Raw genomic sequence first — 25,052 nt, 5'->3', positions numbered from 1 at the left:
TCTTGTCAGTTCTTCGGCAGCTGCTCCCGCTGCTGCCGAAGGGGGCGCAGCGGTACTTCTTCGGCTACATGATCGCGACGAGCCTCATCACCTCGCTCGACGCGCTCGGTATGGCGCTCCTCGCCGTTGTGATCGGTCCCGCGCTGAGCGGGAGCTCGATCACGCTCCCCGTGATCGGCGAGGTCGCGCCGGAGACTGCGCCGCTCTTCGTGCTCATCGCGCTCCTCCTCATGATCCTGAAGTCCGTGCTCAACGTCGTGCTGCAGTGGTTCGCCACCCGGCGCTTCGCGAAGTATGAGCTCGAGATCGGTGACCGCCTGTTCACGGCGTACATCAACTCCAGCTGGGAGGAGCGCTCGAAGCGCTCGGTCGCGGAGATCACGCGCATCGCGGACGCCGGGATCGCGAACACGATGGCGGGCTTCGTGCTCCCCATCATGCGGATCCCGAGCTCGTTCTTCACCTTCGTCCTGGTGCTCGGTGTGCTTGTGGTCGCCGATCCGGTGACCTCGGTGATCGCCTTCGTCTACCTCTCGCTCGTCATGCTGCTCGTGCACTTCGTGGTCACGAAGCGCGCGCTCGAGGCCGGTCAGGTCAACCTGTACTACGGCTACCGCGTCGCGAACCTCATGACCGAGATGATCGACGCGCTCAAGGAGCTCAGCCTCCGCAACCGCCTCGGCGAGGTCGCGGAGCTCGTCACGGCGAACCGCAGGCACAGCGTGCGGGCGCGCGCGAACGGGGCGTTCCTCGGGATCCTCCCGGGCTTCGCGTACGAGGCCGCGCTCTTCGGCGGGGTCATCCTCATCGGCGGCGTCGCCGTGTGGCAGGGCGGCATGGCGGCCGGGCTGAGCTCGGTCGCCCTCTTCGCGATGACCGGCATCCGATTGATCCCGGCGCTCACGGGCCTCCAGGGCGGCATCGTCCAGGCGACCGCGAGCACGCCGGGCGCGCAGGACGTCGTGGGCGACATGATCGCGGCGGAGCGGGACATGAAGACCTCGCAGGCCCCCGCAGATACGGCGGAGCTCGCGTCCCAGCCGACGCAGCTGCGGCTCGATGAGGTGCGGTTCCGATACCCGGGTGCGGACGACGAGGTGATCCGCGGCATGTCGCTCGAGATCCCCTTCGGCAGCTCCGTCGGAATCGTCGGCCCCTCGGGCGCCGGCAAGTCGACGCTGATCGACCTGCTGCTCGGCCTCAGCCAGCCTTCGGCCGGCTCGATCGAGATCGACGGCGAGCCCCTCCGCGCCGTACTGCGGCAGTGGCGTGGCCGGGTCGGCTACGTGCCGCAGCGCGTCGCGCTGTTCGACGGCACGATCGCGCAGAACGTGGCCCTCACCTGGGGTGACGACCTCGACCCCGAGCGGGTCGAGCACGCGCTCCGACGGGCCCAGCTCGGCTCGCTGATCGAGTCGCGGGCGGGCGGGATCCACGAGCGGATCGGCGAGCGCGGCGTCTCCCTCTCCGGCGGGCAGCAGCAGCGCCTCGGGATCGCCCGCGCGCTCTACACGGATCCCCTCGTGCTCGTGCTCGACGAGTCGACGAGCTCGCTCGACACGAAGACCGAGGACGAGGTGACGAAGTCGATCCGGAGCCTGCAGGGCGAGGTGACCCTCATCTCCGTGGCCCACCGGCTCTCGACGATCAAGGACTACGACCGGATCTGCTACCTGGACGACGGCGTGATCGTGGCCCAGGGCACCTTCGCCGAGGTCGCCCGCGCGCACCCCGCGTTCGGTGAGCAGGTCGCGCTCGCGGGCCTCGCATCGGTGCTGCACGACGCGGAGCGTGGCACCGCCGCAGCCGCGGAGTAGGGCCGCAGCCGGCTACCGCGCGCTGCGCATGATGCGGTAGCCGGCGAAGAGCGTGCGGAACGGCGCCTGCGCGTGGAATACGCGCAGCACGTTCCGGGGCAGCAGCGTCGGCAGCGACAGGTAGGCGTGGCGCGCCGACACACGCCGGAGCAGCTCCTCCGGCGAGCCGGCCGGATCCCGCAGCGCGTCGAACACCGCGCGGTCCGCGCGCGAGAGCAGCGCGCGCGATCCCGGCGCGAGGCGCTCGAAGCGATCGAGCAGTGCGAGGAGCTCCTCGCGGTTCGCGGCAAGATCCTGCCCGGTCCCGCAGCGGGTGAGGATGGCGTCGAAGACGTGGATCCGGATCAGCTTCACGACGATCGCGGTGCGCTCGGCCGCCGACGCCGCCGCGAACCAGGGGAACGCCTCGATCTCATCGAGGAAGGCGAAGTCCTGCGCGAGCGGCCGAGGCGCCGAGGTGACCCGATCGCCCGCGTCGTCGTTGATCACGTACGCGGGGCCGGCCAGATCGTAGGCGATCCGCTCGCCCGTGAACCAGACGGTCAGCGAGTAGGCGAGGTCCTCTCCCGAGGGCAGGCCCTCGGTGAGACGGAGTTCGCCGAAGCGCGCGCGGTCGATCAGCCCGAGCGGGGCGCTGCGGTACGCGAGGCGATCCCTCCGGCCGTCGAGGCCGCGGGTGCGGCGGCCCCCGCGCACGGGCGGGTACGGGTCGGTGCGGCCGTCGGCCAGCTGGATGCGCGCGAGCACGGCCTCGGCGCCCGTCTCCTCCTGCAGCGCGAGCCAGGAATCGATCGCGCCGGGGGCGAGCTCGTCGTCGGAGCCCATCACCGAGATGAACGGCGCGGTCGACGATGCGAAGCCGTGATTCATCGGACCGGCCGGCGACGGGATGCCGTCGCGGAGCTCGAGCAGTCGAAGTCGGGGGTCGTCAGCAAGTGCGCCGAGGTTCGCGCGGATGATCTCCGGATCGATGTTGTGCGCGACGACGTTCACGCGGACCGGGGCAGCGGTGTGCTCGAGCACCGAGGCTGCCGCTCGCGCGATGGGACGTTCGGCTGAGTGGACGGCGATGGTGACATCAACGCGGGGTTCGAGCATGCTGTCGATGCTACCGCGCGCTCAGGCGACCATGTCCCGGAGCGTGCGGCGCGGCCCCTGGCGATGCAGCGAGCGGAACGGGTTGCGCGTGAGCATCGCGTCGACGCCGCCCAGCCAGCGCGCCTCGAGGAGGGCGAGCACCGACTCGGGGGTGGCCTCCGGAGCGATCGCCTCCGCGATGGCCGCCCGGTCGCGCCGCGACAGCAGCGCGAGCGAACCGGGGGCGAGCCCCTCGATCCGCGCCACGAGGGCGGCGAGCTCGGCGCGGTGCGCAGCGAGCCCGCCGGAGCCGTCGCGATCCTGCAGCCGGGCGAGCACCGCGTCGAAGAAGTGCAGCCGGAACACCTTCACGCCGAACGCGCGCCGGGCGGAGCGGCTCGATCCGCGGAACCAGTCGGCCTGGGCGATCGCGTCGAGGAACGCGAAGTCTTCGCCGAGCGTGCGAGCGGCCGCGGTGACTCGGTCGACCGCGTCGTCGCGGAACCGGTACGCGGGCCCGTTCCGGTCGTACGCGATCGAGGCGCCGCTGAACCAGAGCTCCGCGGACACGGCGAGATCCTCTCCGGAGCGGAGGCCCGGGGTGAAGCGAAGCCGCTCGAAGCGTGCGCGTGAGATCAACCCGACAGGCTCGCTGCGGTAGGCGAGGCGATCCTTCACGGGGTGGAGGTCCCGCTGACGGCCGGGGCGAGTCGGCGGGAGCGGATCGGCCGCGGCTGCTTCGCCCCGCTCGATGCGGGCGAGCACAACGTCGGCCGCGGCGTCGTCCGCAAGAGCGAGCCAGGAGTCGAGCGCGCCCGGCGCGAGCGTGTCGTCGGAGTCGAGGAACGCGAAGAACGGCGCCGTCCCCTGCGCGAGCGCGTGGTTCCGCGGCCCGGCCGGTGACGGGATCCCGTCGGCGAGCTCGAGCAGTTCGACGGCCGGGTGGGACGCGTGCGCGCCGAGCGCGGCTCGGATCTGCTCGGGATCGATGTTGTGCGCCACGACGAGTACCCGCACGGGGGCCGCGGTGTGCCCCAGGACCGAGTCGACCGCGCGCGCGAGGGGCCGCGTGGCCGAGTGGACGGGGACGATGACGTCGATGCGGGGATCCAGCATGAGGCGATGGTACCGCGGGCCCGGACGGGCTACTGCGGATCGATCCAGTTCCGCAGGAGCGCCTCGGCGCTGCGCGCGCCCGAGTGGACCGCCGCCACGTACACCGGACCGGCCGCCGCCACCGCGCGTGCGCGCACCGGATCCGCGATGAGCTCGGCCACGACGTCGCCGAGCGTGTCGGGGGTTGCCTCGACGATCGGCAGCTCGAGTCCGGTGTCCCGGAGGATGCGGTCCCGCACCTCCGGAACCACATGGCCGAGCACAACCCGGCCCGCGGCCATGGCCTCGGCGGCAGCGACGCCGTAGGACCCGAGCCGGAACTGGTCGAGGACGATGTCCGCCGCCGCGAAGACGCCGGGCATCTCTGCGGCAGGCGTCGCGGTGATGAGCTCGTACTCCAGCGCGCCGGCCTCGATGAGCGGGGCGAGGGCGGGCTCGATCCGGTCGCTGCCCTTCTGGAGCGGGTTGCTCGATGCGTGGATCACGCGGGCGCGTTCGCCCTGGAGGATCGGGCGGTCGCTCGCGAAACGGGCGGCGTCGACGACCACGGGGCACCAGATCGCCCACGGGACGTCCTCGATGAGGTCGGGGGTGGAGACGAACGTGGGACGACGGAGCCTGCGGAGCAGCGCGAGGTTCTCCGCCGCATCCGCGCGGAGCACCGGGGTCCGCGGGTCCTCCGCGTACGGTGACCACGGCGTGAGCCGCATGTGGTTGTCGGGATCGCGTACGTCGGTGCCGTGGCCGAGGAACGCGACGGAGACGCCGGCCTCCTCGAGGGCGGCGACCTCCGCGGCGACGTCGCGTCCCCACTGCTTGCCGAACATCGGCCGCTCAGCCTCGATGAGCACGTGCGTGAACTCGCGCGCGGCCGCCCACTCGCCCGCAGCCCACTCCGCCGAGGCGTTCACCGCGGTGATCGGCACGAGCGTGTCGGCCGGGAACGCGTAGCCGCCGGGCAGCTCGATGGCCATGTTGCGCGCACCGACCCGCGGATCCGCGGCTTCGAGGGCGCGCGCCCACAGGAAGCCCTGCCCCGCGTAATTCGTCGGCGCGATGTAGACGCGGATCTCCGCCGCGGGCACGGTGGTGTTCGGGGCCTCTCCGCCGGAGCCCATGAGCGCGGAGCTCAGACGTCCGATCAGGCCGTCGGGGTTCCGTGCGGCGGACTCCATGAGCCGCTGCACCCACTGGGGGAGGCGGGACCGGTGAGAGACGGCCCATCCCGCGCAGCGCGCGAAAAACGCCTTCATCGGGCGCTCCCACCCCGCGTTGCGACAGCGGCGATCCGCGCGGCGACGCGTTCTGCCACGGCGCGCATCGAGTGGTGCGCGGCGGTCCACTCCGAGACGCGGGCACGGTCCGCGCCGCTCAGCGGGGCATCGGCTGCCGCGCGCATTGCGTCGGCGATCGCGTCGGCGTCGTAGGCCACCGCGGCTCCTGCGGGCACTGCTCGCGCGGCGTCGCGGAGGAACGGGCCGGTCGGGCCCGGGCCCGCGAAGATCACGGGGCAGCCCGCCGCCAGCGACGAGTACGCCTTCGAGGTGAACGCGTACTCGTAGCCGCCGCCCGGCTGCAGCGTCGCGAGACTCGCGACCGAGCGGGCGAGCTGCGGTGCGAGCTCTGCGGGCGGCACGGGCGGAGCGAACTCGACGGCGGAGCCGAGGCCGAGCGCGTCAGCTCGGGCTCGCATGCGCTCCTGCTCCGTCCCGTTGCCGATGAAGCGGAGCCGGTACCCCGGGTGCGTCTCGGTGAAGCGCGCGAATGCCTCGATCAGGATGTCAGCGCCGTGGAGGCCCGTGTACGTGCCCGCGTAGATGAAGAGCCGCTCGGTGGGCGCCTCGCGATACTTGAACTCCGTCGTGTCCGCGCCGAAGCCCGTGACCTCGACCGGGGAGGAGACCCCGAGCTGCCTGAGCCGCTCGACCACGCCATCCGAGATGGTGACGAGCTCGGCGGCGCCCCGAAGTGCGAAGCGCTCGATCCAGCGCAGCACGCGCACCACCGCGCGCGAGTCGGTCGCCTGCCCGGCCGCGTCCGACCAGATGTCAGCGGCGTCGTAGACGTACGGGATTCGGCGGAGCGCGCACACGACGCGCACGACGGCGCCCGTCGTGGGCGGCGGTTCGACGAAGACCGCTGCGGGGCGCCGCGCGAACAGCAGGCGGAACGCGAGGGGGAGATCGAAGCTCATGTACTGCACGTAGCCGCGCACGTAGCCGTTCGCGTCGCGGAGCACGGGAAAGGTGCGCACGCGCTCGCCGCGAGACGCCTCGCCCTGGCCGGGGAGCGGTTTCGCGGTGAGGACCTCGACCTCGTGGCCACCCGCCGTGAGCGCGTCGGAGACCGAGCCGAGGAACAGCGAGGCCGCGGAGGGTTCCGGGCGGTAGATCCGGGAGACGATGATGACGCGCATGCTCAGGACTCCAGGAATTGGCGCATGAGCGTGTCCCGCGAGAAGCTGCCGTCGTGGAGTCTGCGGACGTACTCCGGCCCCTGAGCGGCGATCTCGCGATAGTGATCGCGGCGAGCGGCGATGTCACGCAGTACGGCCTCAGCCGAGTCGATCGTGGTCTCCGGGATCGGCAGCGGCATTCCTGCGTGCCGCGCAACTTCGGCGCGAACCTGGTCGCTGACATGCGCGAGCACGATCCGCCCCGCCGCCATCGTCTCGCACGCGCCAACCCCGTAGTCCCCGATCCGGAACTGGTCGAGCACGACGTCGGCCTCGGCGAAGACCGCGGGCATCTCTGCGTGGGGGATCTTGTCGATCTCGACGTACTCGATGAGGCCTTCCTCGTGGAGCTGACGCGCGATCGGTGCGATATCGCCCGTGCCCTTGACGTGCTGATTCGTCGGTGCGTGGACGACGCGGATCCGCTCCCGCTGCAGGGGCGGCTCGGGGGCAGTCCAGAGCTCCGGCTCAATGATCACTCCGAGGTAGTGCGCATCCGGGAGATCGAGCAGCAGGCCAGCCGTCGACACGAATGTGGGAACGCCTAGGTCTTCGAGGAGTTGCAGGTTCTTCGCGACGGCCCGCTCCACGAGTTCCGGAGCGACCCATGCATCGGTGTGAAACATCGACCAGGGCTCGGCTGCAGCGTGCCGGGACGGGAGACGCACGTCCGTGCCGTGCCCCACAACGGCGACCTTGAGCCCTGCCGCCTGGAGCTCGGCCACCTGCCGGCGGATGTCACCGGAGAAACGGCCGCCGAGGATCGGGAAGCACGCCTCGATGAGCACGTGCGTGTAGCGCTCGGCGAGCGTCTCGAGCATGCTGCGCTGCCAGGCGCGCGAGTGCTCGGCCGTCCGCCAGGACACCGTGTAGTCCGCGGCGTAGCCGAGCGGGTTGTTCGCCTCGTGCACGTAGTTTCGCGCCGAGACCCGACCGGTCTCCTCGACGGCGCGGGCCCAGCGATACCCCTGGCCCGCATAGTTGACGGGGCCGACGAGCAGCCGGATCGGCTTCGCGGGGTCGGGCAGCGGCGGCGGGGCCGGGACCGAGCCCCGGAGCCGGTCGACGGTCGAAGCGATCGTGTCCTGCGCGATCTTCGGGGTGAGGTTCCAGAGGCGTTCAGCGACGGGGTGCACCGGCGGGGTCCTTTCGGTCGTCGGAGTGCGCATCGGGCGCGGCGAGCCAGTGCTCGCGGAGCGCCTGCGCGGCCATGCGTCCGTCGTGGACGGTACGCACGAAATCGATGCCGCGCTCGGAGAGCTCGGCGAGGGACGGTCGCGCCGCGAGCGAGCGGAGGAGGTGCTCGAGCGATTCGGGGTCGGCTTCCAACACGGGAAGCTCCAGGCCGCTCGCGGCGTGCACCGCCGCGCGCACCTGCCCGGACACCTGGCCGACGGCGAGGCAGCCGGCGGCCATCGCCTCGCAGGCGGCGACGCCGTAGGACCCCGCTCGGAACTGGTCGAGCATGACGTCCGCCTCGGCGAAGACCGCGGGCATCTCGGCGGAGGGGACGCCCTGCACCAGCCGGAACTCGATCACGCCCTCGGCCTGGAGTCGTTCGAGTACGGGGAGCACCATCGCGGTTCCCTTGTACGCTGCAACCGACGGCGCGTGGACCACGCGGAGCGGGGCGCCCGGGGAACGGTCGCGGCGCTCGGCCGCCGCCCAGCGCTGGGGGTCGACCACGACCGGGCACCAGCGCGCCTCGGGGAGGTCGACCAGGAGATCCGGCGTTGAGACGAATGCGGGGCGCCCGCTCTCGGACACGATCGCGATGTTGCGCGCCGCGAGTTGTTCCGCCCGCGGCAGGTAGACCGCCTCGTCGGCGTAGTAGGAGAGCGGGTTCCCCGCGATGTGTCGGGAGGGCAAGCGTACGTCTGTTCCGTGTGCAAGGTACGCGACACTCACTCCGCGCTCGGTGAGGGCGCGCGCCTGCCGTACGACGGAGCGCCCGAGGAGACGCCCGAACGGCGGCTCCTCCGCCTCGATGAGCACGTGGGTCGCACCCGCGGCGGCGGCGAACTGGCGGCGCTGCCAGTCCGGATCGTTGTGGTAGGTGCCCACAGGGACGAGGAGATCGGCGTCGAAGGAGAAGCCCCCGGGCACCTCGATCGCCATGTTCCGCGCCGAGATCGTCGGATCGGCGGTCTCGAGCGCGCGTGCCCAGGCGATCCCCTGCCCGGAGTAGTTCACGGGGGCGATGAGCACCCGGGTCTCTGCGGGCGCGAACTCGGTGGCCGGCACGGAGCCGCGCGGCGCCGGTCTGCCGAGGCGCCGCGCCGCGAGCCGTCCGAGCGGGCTCATCGGCGCGTCGGCAAGACGGTCGATCCCGCGGTTCACCCACGCGGGGAGGCGATTGCGATTCACGGGGCGGGGTACCCCGCAGATTCCGGTGCGGCCATGCGCGCAATCCTATCGCGCGGGCCCCGGGAAGCCGCGGGATCCCCGTGTGCGTACCCCGTACACTTAGACGGGTTCGTCTCGAAGCCTCGGGATCGGACCGAACGACACCTCGGAGGAGAAGCATGGCCAACCCGAACATTGTGCTCTTCGGAGCGGGGACGATGGGGCGCAACCACGCCCGGATCATCTCGTCCTCCTCGCGCGCCAACCTGGTCGGGATCGTCGACCCGTTCGAGCAGAACGGCCGCGCGGCGACCGATCTGTACGGCGGTGAGTGGTTCCCCGAGGCGGAGGCCGCGCTGCGGCACGCGGACGCCGTCGTGGTGGCCGCCTCCACCGAATACCACTACGACATCGCCCGCCAGGTGCTCGACGCCGGGCTCCCCGTGCTCATCGAGAAGCCGATCTGCCCCTCGCTGGAGCAGACCGAGGAGATCCTCGCCACGGCCGAGAAGCGCGGCGTCCCCGTGCAGTGCGGCTTCCTCGAGCGCTACAACGCCGGCGTGATCGCCGCCCAGTCGCTCATCGAGGAGCCCGTCTACGTGCGCGCCGAGCGCCACTCGCCGTACTGGGCCCGCATCAAGACGGGCGTCGCCTGGGACATGCTCGTGCACGACGCCGATCTCGTGTCGCGCCTCTTCGGCTCCGCCTCGCCGACGTCGGTGAGCGCCGAGCTCGGCTTCTTCCACCCTGAGTCCGTTGCCGGCGCAGAGGACGTCATCGACATGACGCTGCGCTTCCCTGGCAACGGCATCGCTTCGGCCTCGGCCAGCCGCGTGGGCCAGCGCAAGGTGCGTAAGCTCACCATCCAGTCGCTCAACTCGATGGTGGAGGTCGACCTGCTCCTCCGCAGCGTCACGAAGTACCGCCACGCGAACATCGAGAGCACCGACGGCCGCGCCGGCTTCAAGCAGATGACGGAGATGGAGGTTCCCGAGGTCTCGGGCCTCGAGCCGCTCGCCGCGCAGTTCGAGCACTTCGTCGATCTCGTGGGCGGAAGCGTCGACGCGGACGAGGAGCGCCGCAGCATCCTTCCCGCGCACCGCATCATCGCGGCCGCGCTCGCCGCAAAGGCGTAGCGCGCGATCCCGCGGGAACTGGTGGAACGGCGCTTGTGAGAGTGCCCGTTGCAGCGCCCGTTGCAGTGCCCGCAACAGCGCTTGCAACTTGGTTCGAGTTTGCTCCGGTATCGAGCGTTCACACCGGAGCAAACTCGATGCAATCTTCGCGGTGCGCAGGCTCGGCGCGCGCTGATGCTGGACCCGGCGGGGTGAAGCGGTGCAATCTGCAACTTGGTTCGAGTTTGCTCCGGTAAGCGGCGTCGATACCGGGGCAAAGTCGGCGCAATCTTCGCGGTGAGCATCGGCCGAGGCAGTGAGCATCGGCCGAGGCGGTGAGCATCGGCCGAGGCGGTGAGCATCGGCCGGGGCGGTGAGCATCGGCCGAGGCGGTGAGGGGCGGCCGAGGCGGTGAACGCCGGCCGAAGCAATGGGCTGGCCGACGCGATAGGCGCGCAGGCGGGAAGCAGACCGCGCGCAGCAGTCATCAGCCAGCGGAGCGTCGGCAGCGAGCCCCGAACCGCGCGGGACACGCCTCAGCCCATGCCAGGGGAGCCGACCCCGCTACGGCGTCAGCCGGTCCTCGATCAGGTCGAGCATCTCGGCGACGCGGAGGCTGTCGCGGCGGAGCTCGTCGAGCTCGGCTTCGAGCCGGGTGATGCGTTCGCGCTCGGCCTGGAGTTCCTCGGTGAGTCGGCTCACTCGGCCGCCCGGGAGCGCGCGGCGCAGGCGCGCGGCGACGCGCCCCGCGGTGGGTCGGTGTTCGGTCATCTCTGGCTCCCTAGCGTTCGTCGAGCGCGGTGGCGCCCTGGTCAGCGGAATCGAGTCGGGACACGGTCACCCCGGTGGGACGGCGGCCCGGCACCGTTCCCGTGGCGCGGGCGAGCGGGGTGAATGCGAGCGCGAGCCCGAAGCGCTCGGCCTCGCGCTCGAGGGCGCCGCGGCCGAGGTGCCAGCCCGTCGGATCCTCGAATTTCACGTCGGCGTCGTGGTGCGCGTGCACGGTGAAGCGCGCGCTGCCGCCGCTGCGGATCGCCATGCGGATCAATCGCCAGGCCTGCTCCCGGCCCTGCATGCCCAGCTGCTCGAGCACATGGTTCGCCACGAGGTCGAACGGACCCGTGATGCCGGCGTCGCGCGGCGCCCGGAGCGAGGTCAAGCGGTAGAGGTTCGCGTGCAGGAACTCGATCCCACCGCCGGGTGCCCGCACTGCCGCCGCGGAGGCGGCAGTGCGGGCGAGTGCGAGCGCGCGGTCGGAGTAGTCGAGGCCCACGACCCGGCGCTCCGGGCGAAGGTGCGCGAGCTCGATCGCGAGCGTCCCGTCGCCGCAGCCGAGATCGACGAGCGAAGGGGCGCTGAGCGCGTCGGACTCGCCGGCGAGCCATGCAGCGCCGAGCCGCCAGGCGCGCCCGGGCAGATCCGACTCCACGGCGCGGGCGTAGTGCTCGTCCCAGTACTCGCGGTGCAGGTTGAATGCGCCGAACCAGTTGTCGAAGCGCCGCCGTGTGGGGAGGGGGGTCTCGAGGACGTACCCGGGGATCGGGGTGCGCCAGTTCTCGTCGTAGTTGATCGTGAGCCAGTGCTCCGCGTCTGCCGGTGCGGGGAACTCCGTGCCGTCGAGCGTCACCGTGCGGAACGGGAGCAGCTGATCCGGGCGCATCTCGCCGCGCACGTGGAAGGGCTGGTTGATCTGGCCGTCCGCGCTGAAGAACGCGGCGAACACGTCGATGTAGTGCACCACTTCTCCGGCGTCGTCGCGGAAGAGGAGCTGGAGGTGCGTGGCGCTGTGGCGCCGGATCTCGTAGCCCGCGGCCGCGAGCTCCGCGCCCACCCGGAAGCCCTCGCGCGCGACGTCGGCCGGGTTCACGTACTTCGACAGGTACGCGATGTCGGCGTCGTCGTCGTGGGGGAGGAGCGATCCCGTGCGGATGCCGCCGAGGAGCGTGCCGCCGACGATGAACGGGCGCAGCCCGATCCGGCTCAGCTCGCTCACGATGTGGGCGGCGCGATCGATGATCACGCGCTGCGCGCCAGCGCCCATGGTCTCGAGGGTCGCGCCGAGCCGACCCCACTTGTTCACCACGAGCGGGCTGCCCGCCTCGTCGGCGACGCGCACGCGCCCGGGGTCCTCGGTGAACTCGATCTCCGCGGAGCCGAGCTCGATCCCGGTGGCCGAGTCGTGCACGCTCAGCCGGGTGCGTCCCACGAGGTACGGCTGCAGCGCCGCCGGCCACGGGACACGCAGGAGCTCGCCCGAGTGCGGGCGCACGTCCACCGACCAGACGCGCTGGTCGTCGAAGCGGACGTCGATCGAGGCGGTGCCCGGGGGGAGCGATGGGAGCGCGAGGGCGCTCGGCGTGACGAATGGCTGCATGGTGTGAGGGGTCCCTGAGGATCGGACACAGTCTAGCGTCAGGGTTCGCCCGTGCGGGGTTCCCCCGGTCGGGCGGGTAAGCTGGCGCACATGGATCTCCTCGTAGTTGGATCAGGTTTTTTCGGGCTCACCATTGCGGAGCGCGCGGCGAGCGCCGGCAAGAAGGTCGTCGTCATCGACCGCCGTTCGCACATCGGCGGGAACGCGTACTCCGAGGCGGAGCCGGAGACCGGGATCGAGGTGCACCGCTACGGCGCGCATCTCTTCCACACCTCCAATGAGACCGTGTGGGAGTACGTGAACCGCTTCACCAGCTTCACGAACTACGAGCACAAGGTCTACTCGAATTATCAGGGCGAGGTGTACCCCCTGCCGATCAACCTCGGCACGATCAACCAGTTCTTCCGTGCGGCCTACGGGCCGGACGAGGCGCGCGCGCTCATCGCCGAGCAGGCCGGCGAGTTCGACACGAAGGACGCGCAGAACCTCGAGGAGAAGGGCATCTCGCTCATCGGGCGCCCGCTCTACGAAGCATTCATCCGCGACTACACCTCGAAGCAGTGGCAGACGCCCACGACGGAGCTCCCCGCCGAGGTGATCAGCCGCCTCCCCGTGCGTTACACCTACGACAACCGCTACTTCAACGACACCCACGAGGGGCTCCCCACGGAGGGGTACACCGCCTGGCTCGAGAAGATGGCGGACCACCCGAACATCGAGGTGCGACTGAACACCGACTTCTTCGACGAATCGCAGCCGCTCAACAAGCGCGACATCGTCGGCACCGTCCCCGTGGTGTACACGGGACCGGTCGACCGCTACTTCGACTACGCGGAGGGCGAGCTCGGCTGGCGCACGCTCGACTTCGAGCAGGAGGTGCTCCCCACGGGCGACTTCCAGGGCACGAGCGTGATGAACTATGCGGGATCGGACGTGCCGTACACGCGCATTCACGAGTTCCGTCACTTCCACCCCGAGCGCGAGTACCCGGCGGACAAGACCGTCATCATGCGCGAGTTCTCGCGCTTCGCCGAGCGCGAGGACGAGCCGTACTACCCCGTCAACACGCCGGAGGACCGCGAGCGGCTGCTGAAGTACCGCGCGCTCACCGAGCAGGAGGACCGCGTGCTCTTCGGCGGCCGCCTGGGCACCTACCAGTACCTCGACATGCACATGGCGATCGGTTCGGCGCTCTCGATGTTTAACAACAAGCTGAACGAGCTGCTCTAGGCGCCAGCGCGCGGACGAACGGGCCCGGATCCTCCCTGCGGGGGATCCGGGCCCGTTCGTCGTACCGGGAGAATGTCACAGTTCGCGCCCGGGTGGGAAAGATCTCTGTACGGACGTGCGCGCTCTCGATGCGCACCGGAGAGAGTCGAGGACCCATCATGCACCAGACACGTCGGACCGGGTGGCGCGATCCGGCGCTCACGATCGCGCTCGGGGCAGCGCCCGTCGCTGGACTCGCCGTTCCTGCCTCAGCCGCGACGCACCGGCTGTCGGGAACACTCAGCTGCATCGGAACGCTGACGCAGTACGACACGTTCCGCGTTCACGCTCGCGGGGGCGCCTCGATCACGGTCTCCTCATTCACGTCGATCGCCGCGGGAGGGGTGAACTACGGACTTCGCTCGAAGAACGGGACGCAGGTCACACGCAGCCTGAACTTCGTTCGGTCCGAGCTCAACCGGAGCAAGCGCTTCACGACCACGCAGGGGAGCGCGACGATCCCGCAGGGCCACTTCGCGGTGAACGCTCGTCATGTGACGAAGAGCACGGGCTGCGGCTTCCCGCTGCCCTCGTGGTCCGGGAGCCTGTCCCTGTGAGCTCCCGTTCGCTCCGCCGACGAATGGCGCGCTGGTGGCTCGGAATTCTCGTTCTGATCCTCGCGGGCACCACGGCGTGCACCGGGGAGGCTCCGGGCGAACCGGGCACGGAGACGCGCTTTATCTCCGCTCGCGAGTGGACCGCCGAGTACGAGCGCACGGTCGCCTCGTTCCCGGAACGCCTTCCTGAGGGGTTCCAGTTCGCCGAGCATCCGAGTCCGCCGCGCGGGCAGATCGCCGAGTCCCTGGGCGAAGCCGAAGCATACTTCCAGTGGTACTGCGCGTGGTTGGGACTTGCGCTTGAATCGTCGGACTCCGCGGTGCGTGCCGAGGGGATGACTCAGCTCCGCCGTTTCCCCGAGACGAGCTGGGCCGTCGACCACTTGGAAGATCCCGATGGCGTCTGGGAGCAGACGCTCGAATCCGCCGAACTCGGTGACCTGGGCGGACTTGCGGAATTCCACCGCACGGACTGCGTGCTGGGCGCCGAGTGACCCGTCGATACGCGAGGCTCGCGATGGTGCTGGTGGTCGGGTTCGCCCTGAGCGCTGTGGGCTGCTCCGCTGGAGACACGCAGACGGGCGATACGGGGGTGACCGAATCGCAGGAGTCCGTTCGAGTGGAGCGGCGGGACCTCGTCGAGGGGCTCAGCCTCGAAGCGACGGTGGAAGCCGGGCAGCGCTACGCGATCACCGCACCCGCTCGGGGTTCCTTCCACACGGTCGGGGCCGAGGGGGTTCCCGCGGGCAGTATCCTGACCGAGCCGCGTGCGGTGGGCTTCAGCTTTCTCTCTGAACATGGGGAGGTGATCCCTCTCGACGTCCCCGAGACTGCGGCTCAGGTGACGATCCTCGCCCCGGAGGAGATCGTGTTCGAAGCGGGGACTCCGCTGCTCGAGATCACCGATGCGGCACTGCTCCTCCGTGCACTTCCCGACCCTGAAGCACTGCTGCGTATCGGGCAGCGTTCCCCGGCTCGGATCACCGCCCAGGTCCGGGGATCCGCCGGGCCGTTCTCCTGCGGGGTGACCGATCCACGCCTCAGCCGAATCGGTGAGGACATGGTCTTCACCTGCAGGCCGCCCGCCGAGGTGCCGGTCGTGGTCGGTGCTGAGGCTCGCATCGTCATCGTGCTCGAGGAACGGCGCGATGTGCTGGCGTTGCCGATCGAAGCGGTCGCGGGCACCCTTGAGCGCGGCGAAGTGTTCCCCCGGACGAGCCACGGACGTGCCCATTCCGTCACACTCGGAATCAGCGACGGTGCCTACGTCGAGATCGTGGACGGGCTCAGCGAAGGCATGGAGGTACTGATCCCCTCACCCACGCTTCTGGGAGCCGAATGAGCGCGGTCATCACGGTGCGCGCGGGCAACCGCACCCTTGCGGATGGGTCGCAAGTGCTCCGCGATATCGAGTTCGCCGCGCACGCGGGGGAGCACATCGCGATCACGGGCCCGTCGGGAAGCGGCAAGAGCACGCTGTTGTCCTGCATCGGGCTCACGTCGCCGTTCGACCCGGGCTCGCGTTTCGAATTCGACGGTGTCCCGATCGGGGAACTGGGCCACGCGGAGATCACCCGAATCAGGGGGCGGCGCATCGGATTCGTGCCGCAGAACTCCTGGCTCATCGACCACCTCACGGTGCGTGAGAATGTGCAACTCCCCCTCATGCACCGGAGAGATATAGCCCGTGGCCTCGCACGACTACGGACCACGAGCTTCCTGGAGCAGTTGGGAATCGGAGCCCTCGCGGGGCGGAAGCCCGGAGCGCTGTCGGGCGGGGAACGGCAGCGCGTCGCGATTGCACGCGCGCTCGTGACCGAGCCCGCGCTCGTGCTCGCCGACGAGCCGACGGGGGCCCTCGACCAGGACACCGGCGACACCGTGCTCGGCCTGCTACTTCGTCTCGTTCGCGACGCCCGCGCATGCCTGATCACCGTGACTCATGACCCGCGAATCGCGCGCGATGCCGATCGGGAGTTCCGCGTCGACCGAGGCCGCTTGAGCGAGGTACCCGCGTGAGAACGCTCGTGGTGATCTGGCAGACTGCTCGTGGCGAGCCGGTCCGGAGCCTGCTCTCGGCGCTCGCTTTGACGCTCGGCATGCTGGGCCTCGTCTCGGTCGTCGCCGCGAGCGCGGTGCTCGGCGAGACCGTGCAGCAACGTGCGTTGTTCGGTGGGGGGCCGTCCACGACTGTTCGTGTGCTCGTCGGTGGGCTGCAGTCCGCCGAGGAACTGCGGAGCTACGGCGACTTCCTCGCCGCCCGATCGGCAGCGTCTGCGGTTGCCGCTGAGGTGTGGATCCCTGAGGCAGGCCTCCGAAGCGCTCGCGGCGATGCGCTCGTCGACCTCGTGTTCGTCGACGACGCGTACATGAAGATCTTTCCGCTGGCGCTCGTCTCGGGAAACTGGGGGACTGGACTCAGTGGAGTCGCACCACGCGTGGTGGTCAATGACCGTGCGGCAGAGATGCTTCGCGGCGAACGTCGCGCCGAACTGCGTCTGGTGGCCGATCGCACCGGAGTGCACGTGTCGGGCGAGCTCCGCGACGGTGCTCCGATCCCACGGATCTACGTTCCGATAGCCGAGCCACTGTGGACCGCGCAGCGTTCGGCGCGCACGTACATTGTGCTGAGTGGCCCGACGCTCACGACAGATTCGGTGTCGCGTGCCGCCCGTGAACTCGCGTCGTTCGGGGTGCCGGGCGCGGCCGACGAAGTTGAGCGGATCGACACGGTGGGGCAGCTCGCGGAGGAACTCGCCGCGACCTCACGGGTGCTCCTCGCCCTCGGCGGGCTGAGCGTGGCCTCGACGCTGCTGGGCGCGGTGAATCTCGGACTCGCCACGAGCCGGGCCAGAGCGCGTGAATTCTCGCTCCGGCGGGTGTTCGGCGCGTCCCGGGTGCAGATCGCGCTGGTGACGCTGGGGGAGTCGCAACTGATCGCGTGCGTCTCAGCAGTGATCGCGTACGGGTGCTCCTGGGCGCTCTTCCCCGTCATCCTGGAAGCGTTCGATATCCCGGCAGGTGTTGCGGCGCCGGACTTCTCCCCGGCGATTGGGGCGGTGAGCTTCGGGGTCTCTGCGGGCGCTGCGCTTGCCGCGAGTATCGTCCCCGCGGTCAGCTCCTCGCGTCGAGACCTGTCATCCGTGATGCGGTACTAAGTAGCCCTCGACGCACCACTCACCGCGCGGCATTCACTCGTACACTGGCGACACATCTTCGGACGGATGGGGCCTGACGATTGGACCGGTCGTGGCTGCCCTCACTCGGGAACCCTCTGCGCGCCGTCGGGTCGATGGCAGATCCCACTGCGAACTGATCCGTGCGATCGAGCAGGCCCGTGGTGCCCTGCTCTGGGTCGCGCTGCGCAGTCTAGGGAATGCCGAAGATGCGGAGGACGCGGTCGGGCGCACCGCGCTCGCGGCGTGGCGTCGGCGTGAGGAGCTGGACCCGAAGTGCGCGCAGGCCTGGCTGTTCGGTGCGCTTCGGCACTCGATCGGAGCGGAGCTCCGCTCGCGTGAACGAGTGCGCTCGCGTGTCGAGCGCATGGGGCGGGAACCCGCCTCTGCCTCCGCGGAGACGTCGTGCATTGCCGCGTACGTGGAGCTCCGCGCCGCGGTTCGCGCGCTTCCCGAGGCTGAACGGGTGCTGATCTGGCTGACCTATTGGGAGGGGCTTCCGTCCACTGAGGTTGCGAGAGCGCTCGGTTGCTCTCCTGAAGCGGTGCGGACTCGGCTCGCTCGATGCCGTAAACGACTGCGCGCAGAGATCGAGTACCGTTCGGCCCCGGAGGATGTCCGGGGCCGAAGGGCACCTCGCTAGCGCCGGGGCGCCGGGAGATCGTCGGGTTCCTCGGCGTCGAGCCCGATCGCGTCGATCTGGTGCGTGGCCGGGCGCTGCGGCGAGTGTCCGCTCTGGAGGTCGAGCTCTGCCTCGCGGGCGCGCCAGGCCTGGTACCCGGGCTCGTCCGCGAGTGCCTGCTCGATCTCCGCCGAGCTGGCGCGCAGCTTCGGATCGAAGCGGAGATACGCGCGCGTCTCGCGGGCGACGAGGCCGGACAGGATGATGAGCCCGATGAGGTTCGGGATCGCCATCAGGCCGTTCATCATGTCCGAGAAGGACCACGCGATGGCGAGCTGCGTGGTCGCTCCCACGAAGACGATGAGCGAGAACACGATGCGGAACGGGGTCACGATGCGGCGGCCGAAGATGCGCACGATGTTCCGCTCGCCGTAGTAGGCCCAGCCGAGGATCGTCGAGGCGGCGAACATCACGAGTCCGATCGTCACGATCCAGTGCCCCCATTCCCCGGGGAGTCCGTTCGAGAACGCTTGCCCGGTCATGAGCGCAGGCGACAATTGCTCCCCGGTCTCCGGGTCGATGGAGGTGTACGTTCCCGTGGTGATGATCACGAGGCCCGTCATGGTCACCACGATGATGGTGTCGATGAACGTCTGCGTCATCGAGACAAGGCCCTGGCGTACGGGGTGGCTCGTCTGCGCCGCGGCCGCGGCGATCGCCGCGGAGCCCATGCCCGACTCGTTCGAGAAGATGCCGCGCGCGAAGCCGTACTGGATCGCGATGATGAACACGGATCCCGCGAAGCCGCCGGCCGCCGCCGTGCCCGTGAACGCGTCGGCGAACACGAGGCCGATTGCCGCGGGGACGTCTCCGATGTTGGCGAAGAGGATGTAGAGCGCGGCGACGACGTAGAACACGATCATGATCGGCACGAAGCCGGCGGTCACCTTGCCGATCGACTTGATGCCGCCGACGAGCACGACGAGCACGAAGACGGTGAGGACAACGCCCGTGGCCCACGTGGGGATGCCGAAGCTGTGCTCGACGTTCGCGGAGATCGAGTTCGACTGCGTGAGGTTGCCGATGCCGAAGCAGGCGAACACGGCGAAGATGGTGAACGACCAGGCGAGGATCTTCCCGAGCGGGCCGCGGATGCCCTTCTCGAGGTAGTACTGGGGGCCGCCGTTGCGCTCGCCCTTGCTGTCCGCCTGTCGGAAGCGCACGCCGAGGAACGCCTCGGTGTACTTGGAGGCCATGCCGAGGAGGCCCGTCACCCACATCCAGAACAGTGCGCCGGGGCCGCCGATGCCGATGGCCGTGGCGACGCCCACGATGTTGCCCGTGCCGACGGTGGCCGCCAGGGCGGTCGTGAGCGCCTGGAACTGGGAGATGTCCCCGCTCGATCCCGGATCCCGGCGACGGATGATGCCGAGGTTGAGGGCCGCTCCGAGTCGGAGGAACTGGATGCCCCCGAGCCGGATCGTGAGGTAGAGGCCGGTGAGGAACAGGAGCGGGATCAGGACGAATGGCCCCCAGATCACCCCTCCGATGGAATCGAGAATGCTCTGCAACTGATCAGTCACGGGAGTACCTGAGCCCTTCGCGTCGTCGCGGAGCCGGGTTGTGCCCGGCCATGGTTGCGGGCGACTGTAGCAGGAATCAGGGGCTTCCCGCAGCCCTCGCGCGGGTGGGGCGAAGAAAAGCAAGGACATAGCGTACACCTACATTGCTCGCAAAACGAGACTACACAGCGCTCTCATCAGGACTTATGCTGGGGCGCACATCTGGCCGTTGCGGTGCGGAGGGACGTGTATGCGAATCCTGCGGAGCTCACCCGGAGTCGCCCTGCTTGCGCTGGCGCTCGCCCTTGGCGGGGTCGGCGTGCCGCCGGCGCAGGCCGCGGACGGCGAGTCGGACGGACGCGTGCCCGGCACGTTGTCGGCCGCGGCGGGCACGACGGAGCCGGGGACGACGGAGCCGGGGGCGCCGGAACCTGGGACGGCGGCGCCGGGAACGGCGGAGCCGGGAACGAGTGAACCCGGACACCCGGGGACCGAACCGCCGGGGGACCCCGCGCCCGACGGAGATCCCGCCACGGGCGACCCCGACCCCGATCCCGGTCCCGCTGACCCCCGTCCCACAGAGGCCGCTGTTCCGGGCCCCGCCGACCCGGTTCCCGGAGCCGAGCCGGTGGCCGCGGACCCCGTCGCCGAGGACCCTGCGGCGCGCCTCCTGGGCGCGCTCCCCGAGGCGCTCCCGCTCGACGGGACGGTGGTGGTGGTCGCGGCGGAGGGCGGCAGCGCGCCGGTCGCAGGGGACACACCCGCGGCCGCGGCCCCGCTCGCCGAAGAGCAGCGCCTCATCGCGACGGACGTCGGCCCGATCCTCGAGCTCCCCGTCGACGGGCTCGCGGCGGCTGCGGCGGGCGAGCGTGTCACGGGCGAGCTCGTGCTCGATCCCGCACCGGAGCAGCAGGCGGCCGTGGCCACGGAAGCGGTCGCGGCGCTCGCGCCGGAGGACCTGCCCGCGGCGACGCAGCCGGAGCCGCCGCCCACGGAAGCGGGCACGGAGGAGCGCGCGCGGAACGAGCCGCTCCCGGGCGATCCGACCGCGACTGAACTGACCGCGGACGCGCTCAGCAATGACGCGCTCAGCCCTGACGAGCTCAGCCCAGACGCGCTCAGCCCAGACGCGCTCAGCCCAGAAGCCACCGCCGCAGTGACGGTCGCGGCCCTGAACCTCGGAGGCAACGTCACGATCGGGGGTCTCGTCATCCCCGGCTCGGGCACTGGCAGCGGCACGGCACCGCGCGCCCATACCGCCGACGTGGCCTTCTACACCGGGGGCGGAGCGCCGTCCACCGCTGAGCTCACGCAGCTGGTGCGCGACGCGGGAGACTACTGGGCGGGCCAGACGAACGGCGCGGTCAGCGGGATCACCGTCAACGCGGTGAAGCGGGTCGCCACCTTCGCCGGGGACCGCGCAGCGCGCTGCGACCCGAAGTACCTGCAGCGGCTCTGGAGCGACGCAGCGCAGCAGTTCGGCCGCAGCACGAGCAGCTACATCGGATCGGCGCGGCACTTGATCGTGCTCGTCGACGACGGCTGCGGGGCGCTGTCGCAGCACTCGAGCGGGTGGGGGAGCTACGGCACGCTGCACAGCGGCGGGCTGAGCTGGGTCGACCTCGGCGCGCGCCACCGCGCGGGCTTGCCGCTGAGCGCCGCGACGGGAATGGTCGCGCACGAGATTGGCCACAATCTGGGGCTCGGCCACGGGAAGTCCCGTGTCTGCTCGGGCAGCGCGACGGATGCGGCGGTGCGCGGCGGCGCACCGGTCGCCCCCTGCGCGGACGTCGAGTACGGCGATCCCTTCAACGTCATGGGGATCGGCGCCTGGTCGGGCGGTCGCCGCCCGCCCGCCCTCACCGCGGCGCAGCGCGATGCACTGGGGGTCGTGCCCGCCGGGGCGATCCGCGCGGTGCGCGCCTCGGGTGGGGCGACGCAGACGATCACGCTCGCGGCAGCGGGGAGTGCGACCGGGGTGCGCGGGCTCCGGATCGAGGGGGATCGCGGCGGCACGTTCTACGTCGAGTACCGGGCGATGACGGGCCAGGATGCGAGCATGGGCCTCGCCGCGGGGCGGGTGTACGCGACGGGGCTCGCTCCGGGCGAGCACTATACGGCGGCGGGGGTGCGGATCGTCAAGGGGGACGCCGACTCCGGCCGCAACGCGGATGGCACGCACCGCTTCGGCAGCACCGTCGTGTCGGTGCGGGACGCGCAGCTCGGGGCGACGGGGCTCTTCCAAACCGCCCGCGCCGGCCGGACGGCGAGCCCGTGGAACAGCTCGGTGCGCGTGAGCGTCGTCTCCACGAGCGCGGCGAGCGCGCGGGTGAAGATCGAGTTCATGCCGTTCGTAGATGTGGCGGCCTCTGCACCATTCGCTACGGAGATCGTGTGGATGCACTCGAGCGGGCTCAGCACGGGGGTGGCGGCGGGGGGAGGCGCGCGCGCCTACCAACCGAAGGCCCCAGTGTCGCGCGCGGCCATGGCTGCCTTCCTGTTCCGGCGGGCGGCCCCCAGCGGCTACGCGGCACCTGCGGTGTCGCCGTTCGCCGATGTGCCGGTCTCGCACCAGTTCTATCGAGAGATCGCGTGGATGTATGAGCGCGGTATTTCAACGGGGATCACGCAGCCCCGGGGCAAACCGAAGTATCTTCCGAGTCGCCCCGTCTCGCGCGAAGCCATGGCGGCGTTCCTCGCGCGGTCGGAGGGAGCAGCGCTGAGTGCTCCTCGGTCAGCTCCATTCCAGGACGTCCCGGCCAATCATCGGTTCGCACGCGAGATCTCATGGATGCGCGAGCGCGGCATCAGCACTGGGAACGCGCTTCCTGGTGGGCAGCGGGGCTACGCGCCTCAGGCGAGTGTGACCCGGGAAGCAATGGCCGCGTTCCTCTACCGCTTGGATGCGCGCTGAGCGCTCGCCAGGGGGTGCCCCGGACGTTCGTGTGGCGTGAGGAGTTGGGCTCGCGAGCAGCGAAGAGCGTGCGATGTTTCCTCGCGGGTTTCTGAAAGAACGCCGTGAGCGCATAGGGTAATTCCGGGTAAACCCGACCCCCTCGAAAGGAAGCTCTGTGCGTTCACCTCTGAAAACCCTCCTCGGAGTGGCTCTCGCGATCGGGGTAGCGCTCAGCGCGAGTCCCGCCGTCGCGGTGACCGGGCCACTCGCACCCCCGTCTCCCGATGCGCTCATTCAGGACCCCGCGAATGACCCGAGTGCGACCGAGCCCGGCGAGACCGCCCCGGAAGGAACTGAGCCGAACGGCGAGACTCCCCGGCCTGACGAGACCGGGCCTGATCCCGCAGATCCGGGCGGAGCGGGCACTGGTGAGGGAACTTTGCCCGTGGACCCCGAGGATTCCGAGGGAGAGGGCGATCCTGCAGAGCGTGAAACCGCTCCGGCAGGGGAGCTGCCGACCGAGGACGATGACGCCGCAGAATCCGAGAGCGAGCTGCTGACAGAAGTTCCGGAGATCCTGCCGGTATCCGGCACCCTGGCGATCGTCTCGAGCGAGGGTGCGCACCCTGGCTTCGGCGAGTCGGCGTGGAGCACCGGGGGGAGCGCGGAACCTGAGGAGGAGCACGAGGGGGCCGAGCTCACGCCGGGACGCGTGCTGGTCGCGACGGACAGCGGTCCGCTCGTGGAGATTGATCCCGCACTCGTCGGCGCGGAGGCACTGAGCGGTGATCGCTTCGAAGGGACGCTGACGCTGGACGCCACGGCGCAGGCCGCGGTGGAGGCCGAGATCTCCGAGAGCGGGCCGGTCGCAGTAGAGGACGCGATCGAGGCGGCGACGCAGGCGGAGGCCGGGGCCGGGCCGGTGGCAGGGGTGGTCGGCAGCGCGCTGCCGAACGCGGATGTCGCAGCCGCTCCCGCGAAGAAGTCGCACGGCGTCGACCTCATCTTCTTCACGGGCGGCGGGAATCCCTCGGATGCAAGCCTCAAGAAGCTGGTCGCAGACACGAGCATCTACTGGAACGGTCAGAGCAACGGGGCGATTTCCGGAATGCCGCTGAGCGCGCAGAAGCGCAAAGCCCCCACCGGGAACAGCCGGACGCTGCGCTGCGACGCGCGGTACACCGACAACCTCTGGACGCAGGGTGCACGGGCCTTCGGGAAGAATCCGGATTCGTACCTGAAGTCCGGCCGTCACCTCGTTGTCGTCGTCGACGACGACTGCGGCGCGCTCTCCGGCAACGTTGCAGGCTGGGGGACGATCGGGTCGCTGCACTCCGGCGGTCTCGTCTGGATCGACACGGGCGTGCGCGATGGGGGAGACGTTTCGCTCACCACGGGTCTCCTGGCTCACGAGATCGGGCATAACCTCGGCCTGGGACACGGGAACTCACGAATCTGCACGGGGAACGTCACCGATGCGCAGATGCGCAACGGCCGCCCGGTGTCTCCGTGCTGGGATGACGAGTACGGCGATGTCTACAACGTGATGGGCAAGGGCTCATCGTTCGGCGGTTCGAAGCCGGTCGCGCTGGCGATCTCTCAGAAGCACCAGCTCGGAATCGCACCCGCGGGGTCGGTCCGGACCGTGCAGGCGTCGGGCGGGCGTTCTCAGACGTTCACGCTGCAGCCCGGCGGAGGGAACTCCGGGCTGCGCGGGCTGAAGGTGGAGAGCCCGACCGGGGGCACCTTCTATGTCGAGTATCGGAACCGGACCGGGCAGGACGCGGGCTTCTACACGGTGCCAGGCGCGAGTTACTACTACTACGGGCTGAACTACCACCAGGAACGCGGCGTGCGCGTGCTGAAGCCCTTCGCGCAGGGCTACGGTGCCTCCGCGGCCAAGGCCAGCACGGTGATCCCGATCTGGGACACGGTCTCCGGAACCAAGGGGCGATTCCAGACCATGCGCGCGGGGACCAACTCGACGCCCTGGTATAACACCGCGCGGGTCTCCGTTGTGTCGGTGGGGAGCACCGCGGTGGTTCGCGTCGACTTCACCCCGTTCATCGATGTGCCCTACGCGCACAAGTTCGGGAAGGAGATCAACTGGATGAGCTCAGCGAAGCTCTCGACGGGCATCAACGCCGGTGGTTCGCTGCGCAAGTACGATCCGAAGAGCAACGTCACGCGCGAGGCGATGGCCGCGTTCCTCTACCGCCTGGAAGCCCCGAAGAACTACCAGGCGCCCAAGAAGTCGCCGTTCACGGATGTCCCGACGAGTCACAAGTTCTACAAGGAGATCGCCTGGATGTACACGTCCGGGCTGTCGACGGGTATCAAGACCGCGGGCGGACGCACCTACGCTCCCAAGTCCAGTGTGACCCGCGAGGCGATGGCGGCGTTCATCTACCGGCTTGAAGGGTCCCGGTACGCGGGCGCGAAGACGTCCCCGTTCGCCGACATGAAGCCCGGGCAGAAGTTCTACAAGGAGGTCACTTGGATGTACTCCTCGGGCCTCTCCACCGGGATCAATAAGAACGGCAAGCGGATCTACAACCCGAAGGGGAAGGTCACTCGCGAGGCCATGGCCGCATTCATCTATCGCTTGAAGCACTAGCGGGGTGGGGCCTGCACCGCAGTGCGGCCCGCACAAGACCAAGAACGTCCCGG

At 70.1% G+C, this 25,052-nt stretch carries 20 protein-coding genes; 11 read left to right on the top strand and 9 right to left on the bottom strand.

The annotated features are described in order from the left end of the window. Positions 1 to 2 precede the first annotated feature (2 nt). Positions 3 to 1,817, top strand: a complete 1,815-nt coding sequence (locus tag U874_RS0108110) for an ABC transporter ATP-binding protein (protein WP_232755887.1) — start codon at positions 3 to 5, stop codon at positions 1,815 to 1,817. 12 nt (positions 1,818 to 1,829) lie between these two features. On the opposite strand, the gene U874_RS0108105 is transcribed toward U874_RS0108110, so the two are convergent. The 6 genes from U874_RS0108105 to U874_RS14270 form a co-directional block, all read right to left on the bottom strand. Then, positions 1,830 to 2,915 carry a glycosyltransferase gene (locus tag U874_RS0108105; RefSeq protein ID WP_025134038.1) on the bottom strand — a complete coding sequence of 362 codons (1,086 nt, stop codon included), beginning with the start codon at positions 2,913 to 2,915 and terminating at the stop codon, positions 1,830 to 1,832. A 21-nt stretch (positions 2,916 to 2,936) separates the two neighbouring features. Beyond that, entirely contained in the window at positions 2,937 to 4,010 is a 1,074-nt protein-coding gene (locus U874_RS0108100; protein WP_025134037.1) for a glycosyltransferase family 2 protein, read from the bottom strand. Between the two features lie 29 nt (positions 4,011 to 4,039). Next, positions 4,040 to 5,185, bottom strand: a complete 1,146-nt coding sequence (locus tag U874_RS0108095; RefSeq protein WP_198525834.1) for a hypothetical protein — start codon at positions 5,183 to 5,185, stop codon at positions 4,040 to 4,042. 74 nt (positions 5,186 to 5,259) lie between these two features. Continuing rightward, the gene (locus tag U874_RS0108090) at positions 5,260 to 6,426 is read right to left on the bottom strand and encodes a glycosyltransferase (RefSeq protein ID WP_025134035.1); all 1,167 of its coding nucleotides are present in this window, start codon (positions 6,424 to 6,426) and stop codon (positions 5,260 to 5,262) included. 2 nt (positions 6,427 to 6,428) lie between these two features. Continuing rightward, complete coding sequence (locus U874_RS0108085; protein ID WP_025134034.1) at positions 6,429 to 7,601, bottom strand: glycosyltransferase; 1,173 nt, start codon at positions 7,599 to 7,601, stop codon at positions 6,429 to 6,431. Next, complete coding sequence (locus U874_RS14270; RefSeq protein WP_025134033.1) at positions 7,585 to 8,832, bottom strand: hypothetical protein; 1,248 nt, start codon at positions 8,830 to 8,832, stop codon at positions 7,585 to 7,587. Before U874_RS14270 ends, U874_RS0108085 begins: the two co-directional genes overlap by 17 nt. 158 nt (positions 8,833 to 8,990) lie before the next feature. Between U874_RS14270 and U874_RS0108075 the strand changes: the two genes are divergently transcribed. Further along, on the top strand, positions 8,991 to 9,947 hold the full coding sequence (locus U874_RS0108075) for a Gfo/Idh/MocA family protein (protein ID WP_025134032.1): 957 nt from the start codon (positions 8,991 to 8,993) through the stop codon (positions 9,945 to 9,947). Positions 9,948 to 10,490: 543 nt separating this feature from the next. Here the strand turns inward: U874_RS0108075 and U874_RS0108070 are convergent. Beyond that, positions 10,491 to 10,697, bottom strand: coding sequence for a DUF6752 domain-containing protein (locus U874_RS0108070; protein ID WP_025134031.1), 207 nt, complete (start codon positions 10,695 to 10,697; stop codon positions 10,491 to 10,493). Between the two features lie 10 nt (positions 10,698 to 10,707). Then, complete coding sequence (locus U874_RS0108065) at positions 10,708 to 12,300, bottom strand: class I SAM-dependent methyltransferase (protein WP_025134030.1); 1,593 nt, start codon at positions 12,298 to 12,300, stop codon at positions 10,708 to 10,710. Between the two features lie 90 nt (positions 12,301 to 12,390). Here U874_RS0108065 and glf point away from each other — a divergent pair, with 90 nt between their 5' ends. The 7 genes from glf to U874_RS15920 all read left to right on the top strand — a co-directional run bounded on the left by glf (position 12,391) and on the right by U874_RS15920 (position 17,945). Then, positions 12,391 to 13,530 carry a UDP-galactopyranose mutase gene (glf, locus tag U874_RS0108060; protein ID WP_029987995.1) on the top strand — a complete coding sequence of 380 codons (1,140 nt, stop codon included), beginning with the start codon at positions 12,391 to 12,393 and terminating at the stop codon, positions 13,528 to 13,530. Positions 13,531 to 13,688: 158 nt separating this feature from the next. Then, positions 13,689 to 14,126 carry a hypothetical protein gene (locus tag U874_RS0108055; protein WP_025134028.1) on the top strand — a complete coding sequence of 146 codons (438 nt, stop codon included), beginning with the start codon at positions 13,689 to 13,691 and terminating at the stop codon, positions 14,124 to 14,126. Beyond that, positions 14,123 to 14,620 carry a hypothetical protein gene (locus U874_RS0108050; protein ID WP_157834236.1) on the top strand — a complete coding sequence of 166 codons (498 nt, stop codon included), beginning with the start codon at positions 14,123 to 14,125 and terminating at the stop codon, positions 14,618 to 14,620. The genes U874_RS0108055 and U874_RS0108050 overlap by 4 nt, the downstream gene beginning before the upstream one ends. A 23-nt stretch (positions 14,621 to 14,643) precedes the next feature. Continuing rightward, complete coding sequence (locus U874_RS0108045) at positions 14,644 to 15,468, top strand: hypothetical protein (protein WP_157834235.1); 825 nt, start codon at positions 14,644 to 14,646, stop codon at positions 15,466 to 15,468. Beyond that, on the top strand, positions 15,465 to 16,145 hold the full coding sequence (locus U874_RS0108040; protein ID WP_025134025.1) for an ABC transporter ATP-binding protein: 681 nt from the start codon (positions 15,465 to 15,467) through the stop codon (positions 16,143 to 16,145). The genes U874_RS0108045 and U874_RS0108040 overlap by 4 nt, the downstream gene beginning before the upstream one ends. Next, on the top strand, positions 16,142 to 17,284 hold the full coding sequence (locus tag U874_RS0108035) for an FtsX-like permease family protein (RefSeq protein ID WP_025134024.1): 1,143 nt from the start codon (positions 16,142 to 16,144) through the stop codon (positions 17,282 to 17,284). The genes U874_RS0108040 and U874_RS0108035 overlap by 4 nt, the downstream gene beginning before the upstream one ends. 91 nt (positions 17,285 to 17,375) lie before the next feature. Next, positions 17,376 to 17,945 carry a sigma-70 family RNA polymerase sigma factor gene (locus U874_RS15920; protein WP_157834234.1) on the top strand — a complete coding sequence of 190 codons (570 nt, stop codon included), beginning with the start codon at positions 17,376 to 17,378 and terminating at the stop codon, positions 17,943 to 17,945. On the opposite strand, the gene U874_RS0108030 is transcribed toward U874_RS15920, so the two are convergent. After that, positions 17,942 to 19,507: a sodium:alanine symporter family protein gene (locus U874_RS0108030; protein ID WP_025134023.1), complete on the bottom strand. Its 1,566-nt coding sequence runs from the start codon at positions 19,505 to 19,507 to the stop codon at positions 17,942 to 17,944. The genes U874_RS15920 and U874_RS0108030 overlap by 4 nt on opposite strands. Before the next feature lie 607 nt (positions 19,508 to 20,114). Here U874_RS0108030 and U874_RS14775 point away from each other — a divergent pair. Together U874_RS14775 and U874_RS14770 are read left to right on the top strand one after the other, a co-directional pair. Further along, entirely contained in the window at positions 20,115 to 22,400 is a 2,286-nt protein-coding gene (locus U874_RS14775) for an S-layer homology domain-containing protein (protein WP_051582848.1), read from the top strand. Between the two features lie 427 nt (positions 22,401 to 22,827). After that, positions 22,828 to 24,999 carry an S-layer homology domain-containing protein gene (locus U874_RS14770; protein ID WP_025134020.1) on the top strand — a complete coding sequence of 724 codons (2,172 nt, stop codon included), beginning with the start codon at positions 22,828 to 22,830 and terminating at the stop codon, positions 24,997 to 24,999. The last annotated feature ends 53 nt before the right edge of the window (positions 25,000 to 25,052 follow it).

The sequence above is a fragment of the Leucobacter sp. PH1c genome (genome assembly GCF_000633415.1).
Classification (GTDB): Bacteria; Actinomycetota; Actinomycetes; order Actinomycetales; family Microbacteriaceae; genus Leucobacter.
The sequence above is the reverse complement of the archived record's forward strand: the minus strand, read 5'-3'. Positions and strand labels throughout refer to the sequence as shown.